This is a genomic window from Pseudomonas oryzagri (genome assembly GCF_020831405.1).
Taxonomy (GTDB): Bacteria; Pseudomonadota; Gammaproteobacteria; order Pseudomonadales; family Pseudomonadaceae; genus Geopseudomonas; species Geopseudomonas oryzagri.
Genome location: NZ_JAJHPU010000046.1, coordinates 49,628 through 66,773 on the forward strand (window position 1 = coordinate 49,628; position 17,146 = coordinate 66,773).

The 17,146-nt window shown below is 70.2% G+C and carries 13 protein-coding genes and 1 pseudogene; 6 read left to right on the top strand and 8 right to left on the bottom strand.

The window, feature by feature from the left end; all coding sequences use genetic code 11:
- Positions 1-170: 170 nt before the first annotated feature.
- The 3 genes from mpl to LMJ29_RS20575 are packed head-to-tail and all read left to right on the top strand — an operon-like array spanning position 171 to position 2,500.
- Positions 171-1,523 carry a UDP-N-acetylmuramate:L-alanyl-gamma-D-glutamyl-meso-diaminopimelate ligase gene (gene mpl, locus LMJ29_RS20565; RefSeq protein ID WP_229607394.1) on the top strand — a complete coding sequence of 451 codons (1,353 nt, stop codon included), beginning with the start codon at positions 171-173 and terminating at the stop codon, positions 1,521-1,523.
- Positions 1,524-1,533: 10 nt separating this feature from the next.
- The gene (gene ubiX / locus LMJ29_RS20570) at positions 1,534-2,166 is read left to right on the top strand and encodes a flavin prenyltransferase UbiX (protein ID WP_229607395.1); all 633 of its coding nucleotides are present in this window, start codon (positions 1,534-1,536) and stop codon (positions 2,164-2,166) included.
- Positions 2,159-2,500 (top strand): YceK/YidQ family lipoprotein, encoded by a 342-nt coding sequence (locus LMJ29_RS20575; RefSeq protein ID WP_229607396.1) that lies wholly within the window; start codon positions 2,159-2,161, stop codon positions 2,498-2,500. The genes ubiX and LMJ29_RS20575 overlap by 8 nt, the downstream gene beginning before the upstream one ends.
- A gap of 32 nt (positions 2,501-2,532) precedes the next feature.
- Here LMJ29_RS20575 and LMJ29_RS20580 read toward each other — a convergent pair whose 3' ends face one another.
- The 6 genes from LMJ29_RS20580 to LMJ29_RS20605 form a co-directional block, all read right to left on the bottom strand.
- A complete protein-coding gene (locus tag LMJ29_RS20580) occupies positions 2,533-2,937 on the bottom strand; it encodes an ABZJ_00895 family protein (RefSeq protein WP_229607397.1) in 405 nt (134 codons plus the stop codon).
- Between the two features lie 181 nt (positions 2,938-3,118).
- Positions 3,119-3,985, bottom strand: coding sequence for an MBL fold metallo-hydrolase (locus LMJ29_RS20585; RefSeq protein ID WP_229607398.1), 867 nt, complete (start codon positions 3,983-3,985; stop codon positions 3,119-3,121).
- A 117-nt stretch (positions 3,986-4,102) separates the two neighbouring features.
- On the bottom strand, positions 4,103-5,884 hold the full coding sequence (locus LMJ29_RS20590; RefSeq protein ID WP_229607399.1) for an acyl-CoA dehydrogenase C-terminal domain-containing protein: 1,782 nt from the start codon (positions 5,882-5,884) through the stop codon (positions 4,103-4,105).
- An 89-nt stretch (positions 5,885-5,973) separates the two neighbouring features.
- On the bottom strand, positions 5,974-7,647 hold the full coding sequence (locus LMJ29_RS20595; protein ID WP_229607400.1) for a cation acetate symporter: 1,674 nt from the start codon (positions 7,645-7,647) through the stop codon (positions 5,974-5,976).
- Positions 7,644-7,973, bottom strand: coding sequence for a DUF485 domain-containing protein (locus tag LMJ29_RS20600; RefSeq protein ID WP_229607401.1), 330 nt, complete (start codon positions 7,971-7,973; stop codon positions 7,644-7,646). The genes LMJ29_RS20595 and LMJ29_RS20600 overlap by 4 nt, the downstream gene beginning before the upstream one ends.
- Positions 7,974-8,084: 111 nt before the next feature.
- Entirely contained in the window at positions 8,085-9,704 is a 1,620-nt protein-coding gene (locus tag LMJ29_RS20605) for an acyl-CoA synthetase (RefSeq protein WP_229607402.1), read from the bottom strand.
- Positions 9,705-9,899: 195 nt separating this feature from the next.
- Here LMJ29_RS20605 and LMJ29_RS20610 point away from each other — a divergent pair, with 195 nt between their 5' ends.
- The 3 genes from LMJ29_RS20610 to azu all read left to right on the top strand — a co-directional run bounded on the left by LMJ29_RS20610 (position 9,900) and on the right by azu (position 13,612).
- On the top strand, positions 9,900-12,203 hold the full coding sequence (locus tag LMJ29_RS20610; protein ID WP_319942237.1) for a PAS domain-containing sensor histidine kinase: 2,304 nt from the start codon (positions 9,900-9,902) through the stop codon (positions 12,201-12,203).
- A 3-nt stretch (positions 12,204-12,206) separates the two neighbouring features.
- Positions 12,207-12,848, top strand: coding sequence for a response regulator transcription factor (locus LMJ29_RS20615; RefSeq protein WP_229607403.1), 642 nt, complete (start codon positions 12,207-12,209; stop codon positions 12,846-12,848).
- 314 nt (positions 12,849-13,162) lie between these two features.
- Positions 13,163-13,612, top strand: coding sequence for an azurin (azu, locus tag LMJ29_RS20620; protein WP_229607404.1), 450 nt, complete (start codon positions 13,163-13,165; stop codon positions 13,610-13,612).
- Positions 13,613-13,627: 15 nt separating this feature from the next.
- Here the strand turns inward: azu and LMJ29_RS20625 are convergent.
- Positions 13,628-15,529, bottom strand: a pseudogene (locus LMJ29_RS20625) (response regulator); the annotation flags it as partial.
- Between the two features lie 280 nt (positions 15,530-15,809).
- Positions 15,810-17,099: a phosphoribosylamine--glycine ligase gene (gene purD, locus LMJ29_RS20630; RefSeq protein WP_229607405.1), complete on the bottom strand. Its 1,290-nt coding sequence runs from the start codon at positions 17,097-17,099 to the stop codon at positions 15,810-15,812.
- Positions 17,100-17,146: the final 47 nt, after the last annotated feature.

Consider the following 17,146-nt stretch of genomic DNA (forward strand, 5'->3'; position numbering starts at 1 on the left):
CCTCGTCGCGGATGTCCTCGATCAAGGGTGCGGGCCACGGCGGCGCATGGCAAGCCCGCCGAACCTGCGCCGCATCCCGGAATTGCCGGGTGCGCCTGTGGTCCATTGGGGGCTGTGCTAACCTGCGCGACAGTTTTCCGGGCCCTGCCTGCCCGTCTTCGAGGTCATCCATGCATATCCACATTCTCGGCATCTGCGGCACCTTCATGGGCTCGCTGGCGGTCCTGGCCAAGGAACTCGGCCACCGCGTCACCGGCTCCGACGCCAACGTCTATCCGCCGATGAGCACCCAGCTCGAGGCCCAGGGCATCGAGCTGATGCAGGGCTTCGAACCCGCGCATCTCGATCCCGCGCCGGACCTGGTGGTGGTCGGCAACGCCCTGTCGCGCGGCAACCCGGCGGTGGAGTACGTGCTCAACAAGGGCCTGCCCTACGTCAGCGGTCCGCAGTGGCTGGCCGACCATGTGCTGCAGGGGCGCTGGGTGCTGGCGGTGGCCGGAACCCACGGCAAGACCACCACCACCAGCATGCTGGCCTGGGTGCTGGAGGACGCCGGGATGAGCCCGGGCTTCCTGATCGGTGGGGTGCCGCAGAACTTCGCCGTCTCCGCGCGCCTGGGCGGCACGCCGTTCTTCGTGGTCGAGGCCGACGAGTACGACAGCGCGTTCTTCGACAAGCGCAGCAAGTTCGTCCACTACCGGCCGCGCACCGCCATTCTCAACAACCTGGAATACGACCACGCGGACATCTTCCCGGACCTCGCGGCCATCGAGCGGCAGTTCCACCACCTGGTGCGCACCGTGCCCGGCGAGGGTCTGCTGATCCGCCCGGCCGCCGAGGAGGCGCTCGGCCGGGTGCTGGAGATGGGCTGCTGGACCCCGGTGCAGACCACCGGCCCCGGCGGTCAGTGGCAGGCTCACCTGCTGGCCGAGGACGGCTCGCGCTTCGAGGTGCGCTTCGAGGGCGAACTGCAGGGCATGGTGGAGTGGGAGTTGACCGGCCGCCACAACGTCGCCAACGCCCTGGCCACCCTCGCCGCGGCGCGCCACGTCGGCGTCACCGCGGCGCAGGGCTGCGCGGCGCTGTCCAGCTTCAAGAGCGTCAAGCGGCGCATGGAGAGGGTCGCCGAAGTCCGGGGCGTGACCATCTACGACGACTTCGCCCATCACCCGACCGCCATCGCCACCACCCTCGACGGCCTGCGCCAGCGCGTCGGCAAGGCGCCGATCATCGCGGTGATCGAGCCGCGCTCCAACTCCATGAAGCTCGGCGCCCACCGCGACGGCCTGCCCGCCTCGGTGGCCCAGGCCGACCGCGCCATCTGGTATGCGCCGGCCAACCTCGGCTGGGATCTGGCCGCCAGCGTGGCCGGCGCGACGGTGCCCAGCACCGTGTGCGACTCGCTGGAGGGCATCATCGCCGCGGTCAAGGGCAGCGCGGAGCCCGGCACCCAGGTGGTGATCATGAGCAACGGCGGCTTCGGCGGCCTGCACGGCAAGCTGGCCAAGGCGCTGGCGGAATAAGGAGAGCGCGATGTCCGGACCGGAACGCATCACCCTGGCCATGACCGGCGCCTCCGGCGCCCAGTACGGCCTGCGCCTGCTCGACTGCCTGGTGCAGGAGGAGCGCGAGGTGCACTTCCTGATCTCGAAGGCGGCACAGCTGGTGGTCGCCACCGAGACCGACGTCGCCCTGCCGGCCAAGCCGCGGGCGATCCAGGCCTTCCTCACCGAGTACACCGGCGCCGCGCCCGGCCAGGTGCGGGTGTTCGGCGAGCAGGACTGGATGGCGCCGCCGGCCTCCGGCTCCAGCGCGCCGGCGGCCATGGTGGTGGTGCCGTGCTCGACCGGCTCGTTGTCGGCCATCGCCACGGGAGCCTGCAACAACCTGATCGAGCGCGCCGCCGACGTCGCCCTCAAGGAGCGCCGCCAGCTGATCCTGGTGCCGCGCGAGGCGCCGTTCTCCAGCATCCACCTGGAGAACATGCTCAAGCTGTCTAACCTGGGCGCGGTGATCCTGCCCGCCGCGCCGGGCTTCTACCATCAGCCGCAGACCATCGACGACCTGGTCGACTTCGTGGTGGCGCGCATCCTCAACCTGCTGGGCATCCCCCAGGACATGCTGCCGCGCTGGGGCGAGCACCACCGGGTGAGTCCCGATGAGTGAGCCGGCAGGGACGCCTCCCTTCGTCTGCTTCGGCGCGAAGGCGAGCAGATTCGTCTCTGCAATCCTGCTGCTGGCGCCGCTGCTGCTCGCCGGCTGCGCCAGCGTGCGCACCCTCGACGCCGCCCAGCCCGGCGCGCCGCTGATCTACTCCGGCACCCGGCTGGACTGGTACAGCCTCAAGGGCGGCTGCTGCCCGCTCGACCATTTCGGCGCCGAGGCGCCGAAGCATCCCGCCCTCGACCTGCCGGCCAGCGCGCTGCTGGATACCCTGCTGTTGCCGTTGTCGATCGCCGCCGAACTGGGAATCGGGCTGGGGATCAGGGGCGGGAATTGAACGGCCGACCGGGTCGGCGGCGCCGGCCGGGATCAGGCCCGTTGCGCTCTGGCCGCTTCCTTGGCGTATTGCCGGCCGGCAGTCCCGATCATCAACCAGATGGCCAGCGCATGCAGACCGCCGACCAGGGCGAGGGCAAGAAAGACCGCGCCGAACGAAGGCGGCGAGCTGGCGCTGGCCAGCAGGACGATGCTCGACTGCAGCAGCAGATCGACGGTCAGCATGCCGACGAAGATCGAGCGCTGTTCCGGAGGGGTGAGATAACGGCCGTTTTTCTTCGCGAACGCCAGGCAGGCCCAGATGACGGCGCCCATCAAGGCCGCGCTATTGGTGCCGGAGTTGCTCTGCATGCCGAGCAGGTGCATGCCGAGGGCGATGGCGAACAGCAGGAAAAGGTAGGCGAGGGTGAAGCGGCCGAGCAGGGCGATGAGAGGCATCGGGCAGGTTCCTTTGCGGTGACCGGCCCACGCTCCTGCACGGGCCGGTGCGGGACATCCGGTATCCCGCACCGCTTCATTTAACCCTCAGGGCGTCGGCTGTGGGAGCCCGGAAGGGTGACGCGCTTCACAGCCTTCTCCGCCGGCGCCAGCGCTGCGCTCACCCGCGCCCGGCGGCTCCTCACTCCGCGAGGCCCACCACCTCCCCGCAACTCTCGCTCAACCCGAACCTGCCCTTGGCGTCGCGGCTCACCCGGCCCATCGCCACCTTGGGATCATGGGTGAACACCAGTCGGCCATTGCGCGCCAGCAGGTCGTCGAGCAGCGCGGTCTTCTCCTCGATCAGGCCTTCCGGGAAGCGGTCGTAGCCCATGGTGATCGGCAGGTGCACCCAGGGCGCACCGGGGATCAGGTCGCCGGCGAACAGCACGGGGCCGCCGGGCATGGCGACCTCGGGGAGGAACTGGCCGGGGGTGTGGCCGTCGCTGACGTGAAAGCGCCAGTCGGCACCGAGGGTTGGTGAGGTTTCGCCGTCGCCGAGCAGCTCCAGGCGGCCGCTGGCTTCGAGCAGTTCGAGCAATTCGGGGATGTACGAGGCGCGGTCGCGGGCGTGCGGCGCCATCGCGCGCTGCCACTGGCGGCGGCCGGTGACGAAACGCGCGTTGGGGAACAGCAGGCGCGGCGGCTGGCCTTCCTGCCAGGGCGCGAGCAGGCCGCCGGCGTGGTCGAAGTGCAGGTGGGTGAGCACCACCACGTCGATGTCGGCGTCGGAGAGGCCCTGGGCGGCCAGGCTGTCGAGCAGCACGTGGCGGTCTTCCTGGACGCCGTAACGCTCCTTCAGTTCCGGGCTGAAGAAGGCGCCGATGCCGGCTTCCACCAGGATGTTGCGCTCGTCCTCGCGCACCAGCAGGGCGCGGCAGCCGAGGTCGATGCGGTGCAGTTCGTCGGCCGGCATCCAGCGCTCCCACAGGGCGCGCGGCGCGTTGCCGAACATGGCGCCGCCGTCGAGCTTCTGACTGTTGCCGGACAGGGTGGTCAGGGTACGCATGGTCGAATCCTTGTTGTTCTTGTCGGGACGAGACCGCCAAGGCTACTCCGGCCCCGGGCGGCCCGCAGCAGAAAAAAGACGCGGCGACCGTGGAGCGGACCGCCGCGTCAAACGGACTCAGAACTGCGCGTCGGCGAGGCCGTACAGCGGCGCGCTGCCGGCGCGGATGCTCGCCTCCAGGCTGTGGATGCGCGGCAGCAGCTTGCGGAAGTAGAACTGCGCGGAGGCCAGCTTGCCGGCGTAGAAGGCTTCGTCGCCGGCGCGCTTGAGGGTGGCGACGCTGGCCATGCGCGCCCACATGTAGGCGTAGGCGACATAGCCGAACAGATGCAGGTAGTCGACCGCGGCGGCGCCGACTTCGGCCGGATTCGCGGCGGCCTGCTGTTCCAGCCAGGCGCTGACGCTCTCCAGGCGTTCGAGGGCGGCGAGCAGCTCGCTGGCGTAGGGCTGGGCGCTGCCGGCCGGGCTGTCGACGAAGGCGCGGATCTCGGCGGCAAACAGGCGCAGGCTGGCGCGCTGGTTGCCGAGCACCTTGCGGCCGAGCAAATCGAGCGCCTGGATGCCGTTGGTGCCCTCGTAGATCTGCGCGATGCGCACGTCGCGCACCAGCTGCTCCTGGCCCCACTCGCGGATGTAGCCGTGGCCGCCGAACACCTGCTGGCCGTGCACGCAGCTCTCCAGGCCGGTGTCGGTGAAGAATGCCTTGGCCACCGGGGTGAGCAGGGCGACCAGGGCCTCGGCGCGTTCGCGCTCGGCGGCGTCGACGGCGAACTTGGCCAGGTCGAGCTGCTGGCCGACCCAGGTGGCGAAGGCGCGGCCGCCCTCGGTGAGCGCCTTGATGGTCAGCAGCATGCGCCGCACGTCGGGGTGGGCGATGATCGGGTCGGCGCTTTTTTCCGGCTGCTGCGGACCTTGCGGGGCGCGGCCCTGCAGGCGCTCGCGGGCGTAGGCCACGGCGCTCTGGTAGGAGGCCTCGGCGCAGCCGATGCCCTGGATGCCGATCGACAGGCGCTCGTAGTTCATCATGGTGAACATCGCGGCGAGGCCGCGGTTGGGCTCGCCGACCAGGTAGCCGGTGGCGCCGTCGAAGTTCATCACGCAGGTGGCGGAAGCCTTGATGCCCATCTTGTGCTCGATGGAGCCGCAGGACACGGCGTTGCGCGCGCCGAGCGAACCGTCGCCATTGACCAGGAACTTGGGCACCAGGAACAGCGAAATGCCGCGCGAGCCGGCCGGCGCGTCGGGCAGGCGGGCCAGCACCAGGTGGACGATATTGGCGGTCAGATCCTGCTCGCCGCCGGTGATGAAGATCTTGCTGCCGCTGATCGCGTAGCTGCCGTCGGGCTGCGGCTCGGCGCGCGAGCGCAGCAGGCCGAGGTCGCTGCCGGAGTGGGCCTCGGTCAGGCACATGGTGCCGGCCCACTCGCCGCTGTATAGGCGCGGCAGGTAGGTGGTCTTCAGCTCCTCGCTGGCGTGGGCGTCGATGGCCAGGCAGGCGCCGGAGGTCAGCGCGGAATACAGGGCGAAGCTCGAGCCCGCCGCGTAGAGCATCTCCTCGAACTGCACGGCGAGCATCTTGGGCATGCCCAGGCCGCCGTAGGCCGGGTTGCCGGACAGGCCGACCCAGCCGCCCGCGACGTAGGTGGCGTAGGCCGCCTGGAAGCCGGCCGGGGTGCTGACCGCGCCGTTGTCGAAGCGCGCACCTTCCTCGTCGCCGCTGCGGTTGAGCGGGGCGAGTAGGCTGCCGGTGACCTTGGCGGCCTCCTCGAGGATGGCGTCGGCGATGTCGCCGTCGATGGTCTCGCGGAGCGCCGGCAGGCGTGCCCACAGGGCCGGGGCCTGGAAGACCTCGTGGAGGACGAAGCGCATGTCGCGCAGCGGGGCGTTGAACTCGGGCATGTCAAACCTCGTGGATCGGGCGCCGGGGCGCCGGGTGGTTCGTGCGGCCCCGGCCATCCAGAAGAATGGCCGGGCCGCCAGTACGGTAGTCAGTGGGCGAGCGCGGCGGCCGAGCCGAGGCCGGTCTGCGCGCGTACGAACTGGTCGTCGAAGGCCGCCTGCTCGCGCGCGGCGCGGGCGCTGCGGTCGAGCTTGGAGACGACCACTATGACCAGGAAGGCCAGCGGCATGGAGATCAGCGCCGGATGGTCGTAGGGGAAGATCGCCTTGGCGTGGCCCAGCACGGTGACCCACACCGCCGGCGAGAGGATCACCAGCAGCATGGCGCTGACCAGGCCGGCGATGCCGCCGCACAGCGCGCCGCGGGTGGTCAGGCCCTTCCAATACATGGCCATGATCAGCACCGGGAAGTTGGTCGAGGCGGCGACGCCGAAGGTCAGGCCGACCAGGAAGGCGACGTTCTGCTTCTCGAACAGGATGCCGAGCAGGATGGCGACGATGCCCAGGCCCACGGTGGCCAAGCGGGTCACGCGCATCTCGTCCTTCTCGCTGGCCTTACCCTTCTTCAGCACGGTGGCGTACAGGTCGTGGGAGATCGCCGAGGCGCCGGCCAGGGCCAGGCCGGAAACCACGGCGAGGATGGTGGCGAAGGCCACCGCGGAGAGGAAGCCGAGGAACAGGTTGCCGCCGACCGCCTTGGCCAGGTGCATGGCCACCATGTTGCCGCCGCCGATCAGCGCGCCCTTGGTGTCGCCGCCGACGAAGTACTGCGGGTCGCTGCCGACGATGACGATGGCGGCGAAGCCCAGGGTGGCGACCACCAGGAAGAAGAAGCCGATGAAGCCGGTGGCGAAGAACACCGACTTGCGCGCCTCCTTGGCGTTGGGCACGGTGAAGAAGCGCATCAGGATGTGCGGCAGGCCGGCGATGCCGAACACCAGGCCGAGCGACATCGAGGCGGCGTTGAACGGGTCGGCGAGCATGCTGCCCGGGCCCATGATCGCCTTGCCGATGGCGTGGGTGTCGACGGCGCGGGAGGCCAGCGTCGAGTAGCTGAAGCCGAACTCGGCCATCGCCAGCAGCGCCAGGGTGGTGCCGCCGGCGAGCAGCAGCACGGCCTTGATGATCTGCACCCAGGTGGTGGCGATCATGCCGCCGAAGATCACGTAGACCAGCATCAGCGCGCCGACCACCATCACCGCCACCGGATAGTCGAGGCCGAACAGCAGCTTGATCAGCTGGCCGGCGCCGACCATCTGCACCACCAGGTAGCAGCACACCACGGTCAGCGAGCCGAACGCGGCGAAGGTGCGGATGCGCGTCTGGTCGAGGCGATAGGAGACGATGTCGGCGAAGGTGTAGCGGCCCAGGTTGCGCAGCCGCTCGGCCATCAGGAAGGTGATCAGCGGCCAGCCGACGAAGAACGCCACGGTGTAGACGAAGCCGTCGTAGCCCTTGGCGAACATCAGGCTGGACAGGCCGAGCAGGGTGGCGGCCGACATGTAGTCGCCGGCGATCGCCAGGCCGTTCTGGAAGCCGCTGATGCCGCCGCCGGCGGTGTAGAAGTCGGAGGTGGAGCGGGTCTGCCGCGCGGCCCACCAGGTGATCGCCAGGGTGGCGAGGACGAACACCAGGAACATGCCGATGGCGTGCAGGTTGAGCGGCTGCTTCTCGGCGGCGGCGACCGCCGGACCGGCGAAGGCGGCGGCGGGCAGCAGGGCGAGGGCGCCGAGGGTCAGGGTGGCGAGGTTCGGGCGCTTCATTGGCGGCTCTCCTGCACGAGTTCGGCGCTCAGGGCGTCGAAGCGGGTATTGGCGCAGCGCACGTACCAGCCGGTGAGCAGCCAGGAGAACAGGATCACCGCCGCGCCGATCGGCAGGCCGACGCTCAGCGGGCTGCCCTCGGCGAGCGGCTGGTGCAGCCAGGCCGGCGCGAAGGCCACGGTGGCCATGAACAGGAAGTAGACGCCGAGCACCGCGGCGCTCAGCGACCAGGCCAGGCGCGAACGGCTCTGCGCCAGCTGGTGGAACTTGGGATTGTTGCGGATGTGGTCGTAGTTCTGGGCATGACGGGAAACGCTGAGGTCCATGATCGGGCTCCGAATTGTTGTTGTAGCCGTACCCCGCGGCGGTACGTGAGCGCCGCCGCGCCGTGACGCCCGGCAGGCCGGGCGCCGTCATCCTTGGGGAAGAGCGTGGGGCTAGAGCGCCCGTGCCCAGTCGCGCAGCACGTACTTCTGGATCTTGCCGGTGGAGGTCTTCGGCAGGGCGTCGAACACCACGGTCTTGGGCACCTTGAAGTGCGCCAGGTGTTCGCGGCAGAAGGCGACGATCTCCGCCTGGCTGGCCTGGTGGCCGTGCTTGAGGGTGACGAAGGCGCACGGCGTCTCGCCCCACTTCTCGTCCGGGCGGGCCACCACGGCGGCCTCCAGCACCGCCGGGTGGCGGTACAGCACGCCCTCCACCTCGATGGTCGAGATGTTCTCGCCGCCGGAGATGATGATGTCCTTGAGGCGGTCCTTGATCTCCACGTAGCCGTCCGGGTGGCACACGGCCAGGTCGCCGGTGTGGAACCAGCCGCCCTCGAAGGCATCGCTGGTGGCGCTCGGGTTCTTCAGGTAGCCCTTCATCACCGTGTTGCCGCGCATGAAGATCTCGCCGAGGGTCTCGCCGTCGCGCGGCACCGGCTCGAGGGTCTTCGGATCGCCGACCATCACCCCCTCCAGGGTCGGGTAGCGCACGCCCTGGCGCGCCTTGATGCGCGCCCGCTCGTCGAGCGGCAGGGCGTCCCACTCCTCGTGCCAGGCGCAAACGGTGACCGGGCCGTAGACCTCGGTGAGGCCGTAGACGTGGGTGACCCTGATGCCCATCTCCTCCACCGCGCCGATCACCTTGGCCGGCGGCGCGGCGCCGGCGACCATGGCGTTGACCGGATGGTCGATGGCCGCCTTGGCCGAGTCGGGCATGTTGACCAGCGCGTTGAGCACGATGGGCGCGCCGCACAGGTGGGTGACGCGGTGCTCGCGGATCAGGGTGAGGATCTTCTGCGGGTCGACCCGGCGCAGGAACACGTGGGCGCCGGCCAGCGCGGTGATGGTCCAGGGATAGCACCAGCCGTTGCAGTGGAACATCGGCAGGGTCCACAGGTACACCGGGTGGTGGCCCATCGCCCAGGTCATCTGGTTGCCCATGGCGTTGAGGAAGGCGCCGCGGTGGTGGTAGACCACGCCCTTGGGGTTGCCGGTGGTGCCGGAGGTGTAGTTGAGGCTGATCGCCTGCCACTCGTCCGCCGGCCACTGCCAGGCGAACTCCGGATCGCCCTCGGCGAGCAGCGCCTCGTAGTCGAGTTCGCTGACCGCCTCGCCCTCGCCGTACTCCGGGTCGTCGACGTCGACCACCAGGATCGGCCGGCCGAGCATGCCCACCGCGGCGTGCACCACCTGGTGGAACTCGCGGTCGGCGATCAGCACCTTGGCCTCGCCGTGCTGCAGCATGAAGGCGATGGCTTCGGCGTCCAGGCGCACGTTGAGGGTGTTGAGTACCGCGCCGATCATCGGCACGCCGAAGTGCGCCTCGAGCATGGCGGGGATGTTGGGCAGCATCACCGCCACGGTGTCGCCCTGGCCGATGCCGCGGCCGGCCAGCGCCGAGGCCAGGCGCCGGCAGCGTCGGTAGGTTTCGCGCCAGTCGCGGCGGATGGCGCCGTGGATCACGGCGAGACGGTCGGGATAGATGCTGGCGGTGCGCTCGATGAAGCTGAGCGGGGTGAGGGCGAGGTGGTTCACGGGTGCGGGCGCAAGGCCCTGCTCGTAGATCGACATGGCAATATCCGCTGGCTGATTGTTAGCTCTGTTCTTGTTCGCTCATCGATGCGGCGCGGCCGGATCGACGACCTGCGGCACCACGTCCTTGTGGTGACTTGTCTCGAGCATAGATCGGTTCTGCGGAAATGTGTATAGGTTTTTATCTAATCTAATATAGTATAACTACCATATCAGTTGGAGAGGCCAGAAAAGATGGCGCAGACGGACCCCCGGCCGGCGGATCTGCCGCGCGAATTGCGCGAACTGTTGCGCCTGACCGGCGCGGCGGTGGCGCGCGACGAACTGGCCGACGCCCTGCTGCGTCTGGCGCAGGCGCGCCCGGAAGTGGCGCAGGCCTACTACCTGGCCTGGCAGCCGGCGGCCGGCACCTACGCCGAACTGGGCAGCGCCCGCCGCCTGCCGCCGGGCGCCGGCGATCCGGCGCAGGCCAGCGATGCCGCGCTGTTCACCGCCCTGGCGGCGCGCGGCGAGCTGAGCGTCGCGGACTTGCGCGTGCTGCCCTGCTGGCTGGCCGGCCGCCTGCGCCGCGCCGGCATCCACGACGGCGTGGCCCTGGCCCTGGAACTCGCCTCCGGCGAGCCCGGCCTGCTGCTGCTGGTGCTCGCCGAGGGCGTCGCGCCGGGACTGGCCGGCTGGCTCGGCGAGCTGCTCGGCGCGCTGCTGGGCCTGGCGCGCCGGCCGGTGCCGGCGGCGCCGCTGCTGCAGGCCGACGATGCGCCGAGCCTGTTGCTCGATGCCGGCGGCGCCCTGCTCGATCTCAACCGCGCCGCCCACCGCCTGCAGCACGACTGCGCGCTGGCCGCGCCGCTGGCGCTGCTGCCGGTCAACCACCGCCAGCTGGTGCAGGCCTGTCGCCGCCAGCACCGCGCCGTGGGGCCGGTGGCCGCCGAGGTCGGCGGGCGCAGCCTGCTCTGGCAGTTCATCCCCGGCGAAGAGGGCCGTGTGCTGGCCCGTGGCCGCGACGCCAGCGAGCAGCTGCGCGGCGAGCGCGAGGCGGCGCAGGCGCGCCGCCTGTACCGGGTGATCACCGAGAACACCACCGACCTGATCTCCCGGCACACCCCGGACGGTCGTTTCCTCGACGCCTCGCCGGCCTCCTGGACCCTGCTCGGCTACTGGCCGGAGCAACTGCGCGGGCTGCGCGTGCGCGAACTGCTGCATGCCGACGACCTCGGCCAGATGCGCCAGGCGCGCGAGCAGCTCGAGCGCCTCGGCTACCACACCATGACCTACCGCCTGCGTCACCGCGACGGCCGCTACCTGTGGTTCGAAACCGCCTCGCGGGCGATCCGCGAGACCTACACCGGCAGCGTGGTGGAGATCGTCAGCGTGTCGCGCGACATCACCGCGCGGGTGCGCGGCGAGGAGGCGCGCCGGCGCCTGGCCGAGGTGATCGAGGCGACCACCGACCTGGTGCTGTTCATCGACCGCGCCGGCAACCTCACCTACCTCAACCAGGCGGCGCGGCGCACCCTGGGCCTGGCCGAGGAGGCGGCGCCGCCTTTGGCCGCGCTGCTCGAGCCCGCCGAGCTGGCGCGGCTGCTCGACGACGGCCTGGCCTGCGCCGAGCGCAGCGGCGTATGGCGCAGCGACATGCGCCTGCACGCGCCGGAGAGTGAGGTCTCGCTGCCGGTGTCGCTGGTGCTGCTGGCGCATGCCGGCGCCGACGGCGGCCGCTACTTCTCGCTGGTGGCGCGCGACATGACCGAGCGCGAGCTGCGCGAGACCCAGCTGCGCCGTCACCAGGACGAGCTGGCGCATACCGCACGGCTGGTCAGCATGGGCGAGCTGGCCTCGGGGATCGCCCACGAGATCAACCAGCCGCTGGCCGCGGTGGTCAACTACGCCAGCGCCAGCCAGCGCTACCTGCAGGGCGCGGCGGACAATCCGCAGGCGCTGGCGCGCGTCGCCCAGGGCCTGGAGCGGATCACCGCCCACGCCAACCACGCCGCCGAGGTGATCCGCCGCCTGCGCGCCTTCCTGCGCAAGGGCCAGCGGCGCCTGCAGGCGCTCGACCTCGCGACGGTGGCGCGCGAGGCGGTGCGCCTGTGCGCCTGGGAGGCGGCGCAGGCGCAGGTGGCGATCCTCGACGATCTGCCGGACAATCTGCCGCCGGTGTACGCCGACCGCGTGCTGCTCGAACAGGTGCTGCTCAACCTGCTGCGCAACGCCATCGACGCCAACCGCGAGGCGCATCCCGGCGCGCCCTCGCGCATCCGCCTGGACGCCGGTCTGGAGAGCGGCGGCCAGCGCCTGTGCATCGGCGTCGAGGATCAGGGGCCGGGGGTCGGCGAGGTGGAGCTGGAGCAGATCTTCACGCCCTTCTACACCAGCAAGGCCGAGGGCCTGGGCCTGGGGCTGTCGATGAGCCGGTCGATCGTCGAGGGCTTCGGCGGCGAGCTGGGCGCCAGCCGCCAGGCCGAGGGGCTGCGGCTGAGCTGCTGCCTGCCGCTGGCCGGACGCGGCGAGGCGGCGCAACAAGAACAACAGGAGTGAGGGATGGCGGTGGCGCAGGAACAGCTGGTGTACGTGGTCGACGACGACCAGGGCATGCTCGATTCGACCGTATGGCTGCTCGAGTCGGTGGGGCTCAAGGCGTTGCCGTTCACCAACGGGCGGGACTTTCTGGCCGCCTGCGACCCGTCGCGGCCGGCCTGCGTGCTGCTCGACGTGCGCATGCCGGGCATGGGCGGGCTGAACGTGCAGGAGGAGCTGCGCGCGCGCGGCCTGGAGCTGCCGGTGATCTTCGTCAGCGGCCATGCCGACGTGCCGATCGTGGTGCGCGCCTTCAAGTCGGGGGCCTGCGACTTCCTCGAGAAGCCGTGCAACGAACAGCAACTGCTCGACAGCGTGCAGCAGGCGCTGCGCCGGCATGCCGAGCGGTTGGCCCGCGAGGGCGGTGCGGCGGCGCTGCGCGCGCGGCTGGACAGCCTCACCCCGCGCGAACGCGACGTGCTGCTGCCGCTGGTGCAGGGCTACACCAGCCGCGAGATCGCCGAGCAGCTGGCCATCAGCGTGAAGACCGTCGACCTGTATCGCGCCCGGGTGATGAAGCGCATGCAGGCCGAGCGACTGACCGACCTGGTCGGCATGGCCTGCGTCGCCGGGCTGATCGATCCGCTCGCCGCGCGCGGCGACTGAGCCCCGCGCGCCCACCCGCCGGCGGCTGCCTCCCTGGCCACGGGCACAGGCGGAAGCGGGCTTACTAGTCGGCGCTGGCGCCGCACATCGCTCCGGCGTAGTCGGCCCAGGCGGCGAACAGGCAGTCGAGGAAATCGTGCATGGTCATGGTCGTGCCCTCCCGTGGGTACTCCGGCGCCATTGTCCCGCCGCGAACGGCCGGGCGCCGCTAGAATCCTTCTATGGGCAGCATAGTCGACCGCCGGCGGGAACTTGGTCGCGCAGGCGGCGGTCTGCTGGGGACATCAGTCGCCATCGCCGAGGAAGCCCTTTCCGTGAGTCGTCATATCCTGGTCGCCGGCCTGTTGGTCCTGTTCGGTCCGCCGTTGTGGGCGGAAGAATGCAGCGTCGATATCGAGGCCAACGACCGGATCGCCTTCAATGTGCATGCCATTGAAGTCAGCCGCAGTTGCCAGGAATTCACTGTCAACCTGCAGCATACCGGTACGCTGGAAAAGACCCTGATGGGGCACAACTGGGTGCTGGCGCGCGCCCGCGACCAGCAGGCGGTGGCCACCGCCGGCCTGGTCGGCGGTCTGGCGCACAGCTTCACGCGGCCGGGCGATGCGCGGGTGCTGGCCGCCACAGCGGTGATCGGCGGCGGCGAGTCGACCTCGGTGACCTTCCCGGTCAGCCTGCTCGAGGCTGGCCAGCAGTACCTGTTCTTCTGCTCCTTCCCCGGCCACACCCCCCTGATGAGAGGGACGCTGCGCCTGGTCGACTGAGCCGCGCGTACCGACTCAGACCTGCGGGAGGGCGCGGCTGCGCTGTTCCTTGTGGGCGATCCAGTGTTCGACCAGCGCGCGCAGCTGGGACAGCTCGACCGGCTTGGCGACGTGACCGTCCATGCCGACCTGCTGGGCGCGCTCCTTGTGCTCCTCGAGGATGTGCGCGGTCATCGCCACCACCGGCGTGCGCGGCTGCTGGCTGGCGGCCTCCCAGGCCCGCAGCTGCTCGGTGGCGTGGAAGCCGTCGAGCACCGGCATCTCGCAGTCCATCAGCACCAGGTCGTAGTGCTTTTCCTGCATCGCGCGCAGCGCGTCGCGGCCGTTGCTGACCAGGTCGGGCACCAGGTCGAGCTTGCCGAGCATGCCCTGGATCACCTTGGTCGAGATGCTGTTGTCCTCGGCCACCAGCACGCGGAAGCCGGCCGGCACGTCCAGCGCCGGCGGCAGGCGCTGGCTGCCCGGGGTGGGCGGACGGCGGCTGCGACCGAGTTCCTCGGCGAGGGTGGCCTTGAGGGTGTAGCCGGCCACCGGCTTGGCGAGAATCCGGCTGATACCGGCGTTGCGCGCCACCAGCTTGCTGGGCGCCTGGCTCTGGCCGCCGAGCATGACCAGCAGCAGGTCGTGGTTGATGAAGGGATCGGCCTTGATCCGCGCGGCCAGCTGCAGGCCGTTCATGGTCGGCATGTCGTAGTCGAGCAGTACCGCGTCGAAGTATTCGTGCAGGTTGGCCTTGGTGCGCAGCAGGGCCAGCGCCTCGGCGCCGGAGGCGGCGCTGCTGACCTGCAGGCCCCAGCTCGAACACTGCTGCAGCAGCACCTTGCGGCAGGTTTCGTTGTCGTCGACCACCAGCACCCGCGCCTCGCGCAGCTGCAGCTCTGCCGGGAAGGGCACCGGGGCCAGGCTGGCGCTGTCCAGCGGCAGGGTGATCCACAGGGTATTGCCCTGCTGGTTGCCGCTCTCGATGCCGAACTCGCCGCGCATCATGCCGATCAGCTCGCGACTGATCAGCAGGCCGAGGCGGCCGTCGGGGTGGGTCTGTTCGAGATAGTCGCGGCTGAGCAGGCGGCCGTCCTGCAGTTCGGCGCGATCGGTGGCGCTCAGCGGCCGGCCGCTGTCCTGCACGGCCAGGCGCAGGCGCGGCTGGGACTGCTCGCGATCCAGCGCGGCGATCAGCATCACCTCGCCCTCGTCGGTGTGGCGGAAGGCGTGGTCGAGCAGGTTGAGCAGGGTCTGGCGCAGGCGCGCCGGGTCGCCGCTGACGGTGCGCGGCACCTGCGGCTGGATGAAGCCGATCAGCTCGACGCCCTGCTGTTCGGCGCGGGCGCGGAAGATCTCCAGGCACTCGTCGACCAGCGCGTGGAGGTCGAACTGCACGTGCTCCAGCTCGATCTCGCCGGATTCCAGGGCAGAAATGTCGAGGATCTCGTTGATCAGCAGCAGCAGCTCGTTGCCGGCGCTGTGGATGGTCTGCACGTAGTCGCGCTGCTTGGCCGACAGCGGGGTGTCGAGGAGCAGCTCGGTCATGCCCAGCACGCCGTTCATCGGCGTGCGGATCTCGTGGCTGATGCGGGCGAGGAACTTGGCCTTGCCCTCCAGCTCAGCGCGGCTGGCGGCCTCGGCCTGGCTGGCATTGACCCGGGCATTGCTGTGTTGGGCCTGGCGTTCGCAGAGGATCAGGGTGGCGTTGAACAGGGCGACCAGGCTGACGCCGAGCAGGGCGGCGTTGATCGAGTCCGGCAGGGCTGGCCAGATGCCGCTCAGGCCGAGCAGCAGCGGCAGGCCGGCCAGCAGGCCGAGCAGCAGGTTGGGGCGCTCGCGGGCGTCGCAGAAGTACAGCAGGTGGTAGAGCGCCAACACCAGCAACGCGCCGCCGAGGGCTCCGAGCGCGAGAGCGGGCGTGAGGGACGCCGGCAGCCAGGCGTGGGCGGCGGGGACGTGGGCGAGAAGCGGCGGCACGGCAGCGGGCAGCGCCAGCAACAGGCTGGCCACCAGGGTGATGGCAATCCGGGACCAACGCACGTTCAGGCATCCCTATCTGGGTGAGGTGGACCGATTATTATAGGGGGAGGTACGCGCGGAACGAGATTGCTGCCTGAAAACAGGCGACAAGTGGAAGGGAAATTCGCTGGGATCCGACCGGCGGTGCCGGAGCGAGAGGCGCCGACCCCGCCGTAGCGGGGCCAGGCGCAGGGCGTCAGCCCTCGCCGCGTTCGCGGGCGATGGCGCGGTAGCCGATGTCGTGGCGGTAGAACATGCCGTTCCAGCGGATCTGCTCGGCCAGGCGGTAGGCCTGCTGCTGGGCGTCGGCCACGCTGGCACCGATGGCGGTGGCGCACAGCACGCGACCGCCGGCGGTGACGATCTGGCCGTCCTTCAGCGCGGTGCCGGCGTGGAACACCTTGCCGTCGATCTTCGCCGCTTCCTCCAGGCCCTCGATGACGTCGCCCTTGGCGTAGTCGCCCGGGTAGCCGCCGGCGGCCAGCACCACGCCGACGGTCGGCCGCGGATCCCAGGTCGCCTCGACCTTGTCCAGCGCCTTGGCCAGCGCGGCCTCGACCAGCAGCACCAGCGAACTCTCCAGACGCACCATGATCGGCTGGGTTTCCGGGTCGCCGAAGCGGCAGTTGAACTCGATGACCTTGGGCGCGCCGCTCTTGTCGATCATCAGGCCGGCGTACAGGAAGCCGGTGTAGACGTTGCCTTCGGCCGCCATGCCGCGCACGGTCGGGTAGATGATCTCGTCCATCACCCGCTGGTGTACCGCCGGGGTGACCACCGGGGCCGGCGAGTAGGCGCCCATGCCGCCGGTGTTCGGGCCACTGTCGCCGTCGCCGACGCGCTTGTGATCCTGGCTGGTGGCCATCGGCAGCACGTTGGCGCCGTCGACCATGACGATGAACGAGGCTTCCTCGCCGTCGAGGAATTCCTCGATCACCACGCGCGCGCCGGCGTCGCCGAAGGCGTTGCCGGACAGCATGTCGCGCACCGCTTCCTCGGCTTCGGCCAGGGTCATGGCGACGATCACGCCCTTGCCGGCGGCCAGGCCGTCGGCCTTCACCACGATCGGTGCGCCCTGCTCGCGCAGGTAGGCCAGCGCCGGCTCGACTTCGGTGAAGTTCTGGTAGGCGGCGGTGGGGATATTCTGGCGGGCCAGGAAGTCCTTGGTGAAGGCCTTGGAGCCTTCCAGCTGGGCGGCGGCGGCGGTCGGGCCGAAGATGGCCAGGTTGCGGCTGCGGAACAGGTCGACCACGCCCTTCACCAGCGGGGCTTCCGGGCCGACGATGGTCAGCTGCACGTTCTTCTCGGCGAAGTCGGCCAGCTGCTCGATGGCCAGCACGTCGATGGCGACGTTCTCGCACTTGGTTTCGGTCGCGGTGCCGGCGTTGCCGGGGGCGACGAACACCTTGGCGACGCGCGGATCCTGCGCCACCTTCCAGGCCAGGGCGTGCTCGCGGCCGCCGCTGCCGATGATCAGTACGTTCATGTTGCTCTCCTGAGGAGTGGGCCTGGGGCCCCTCGGTGGAAAACACT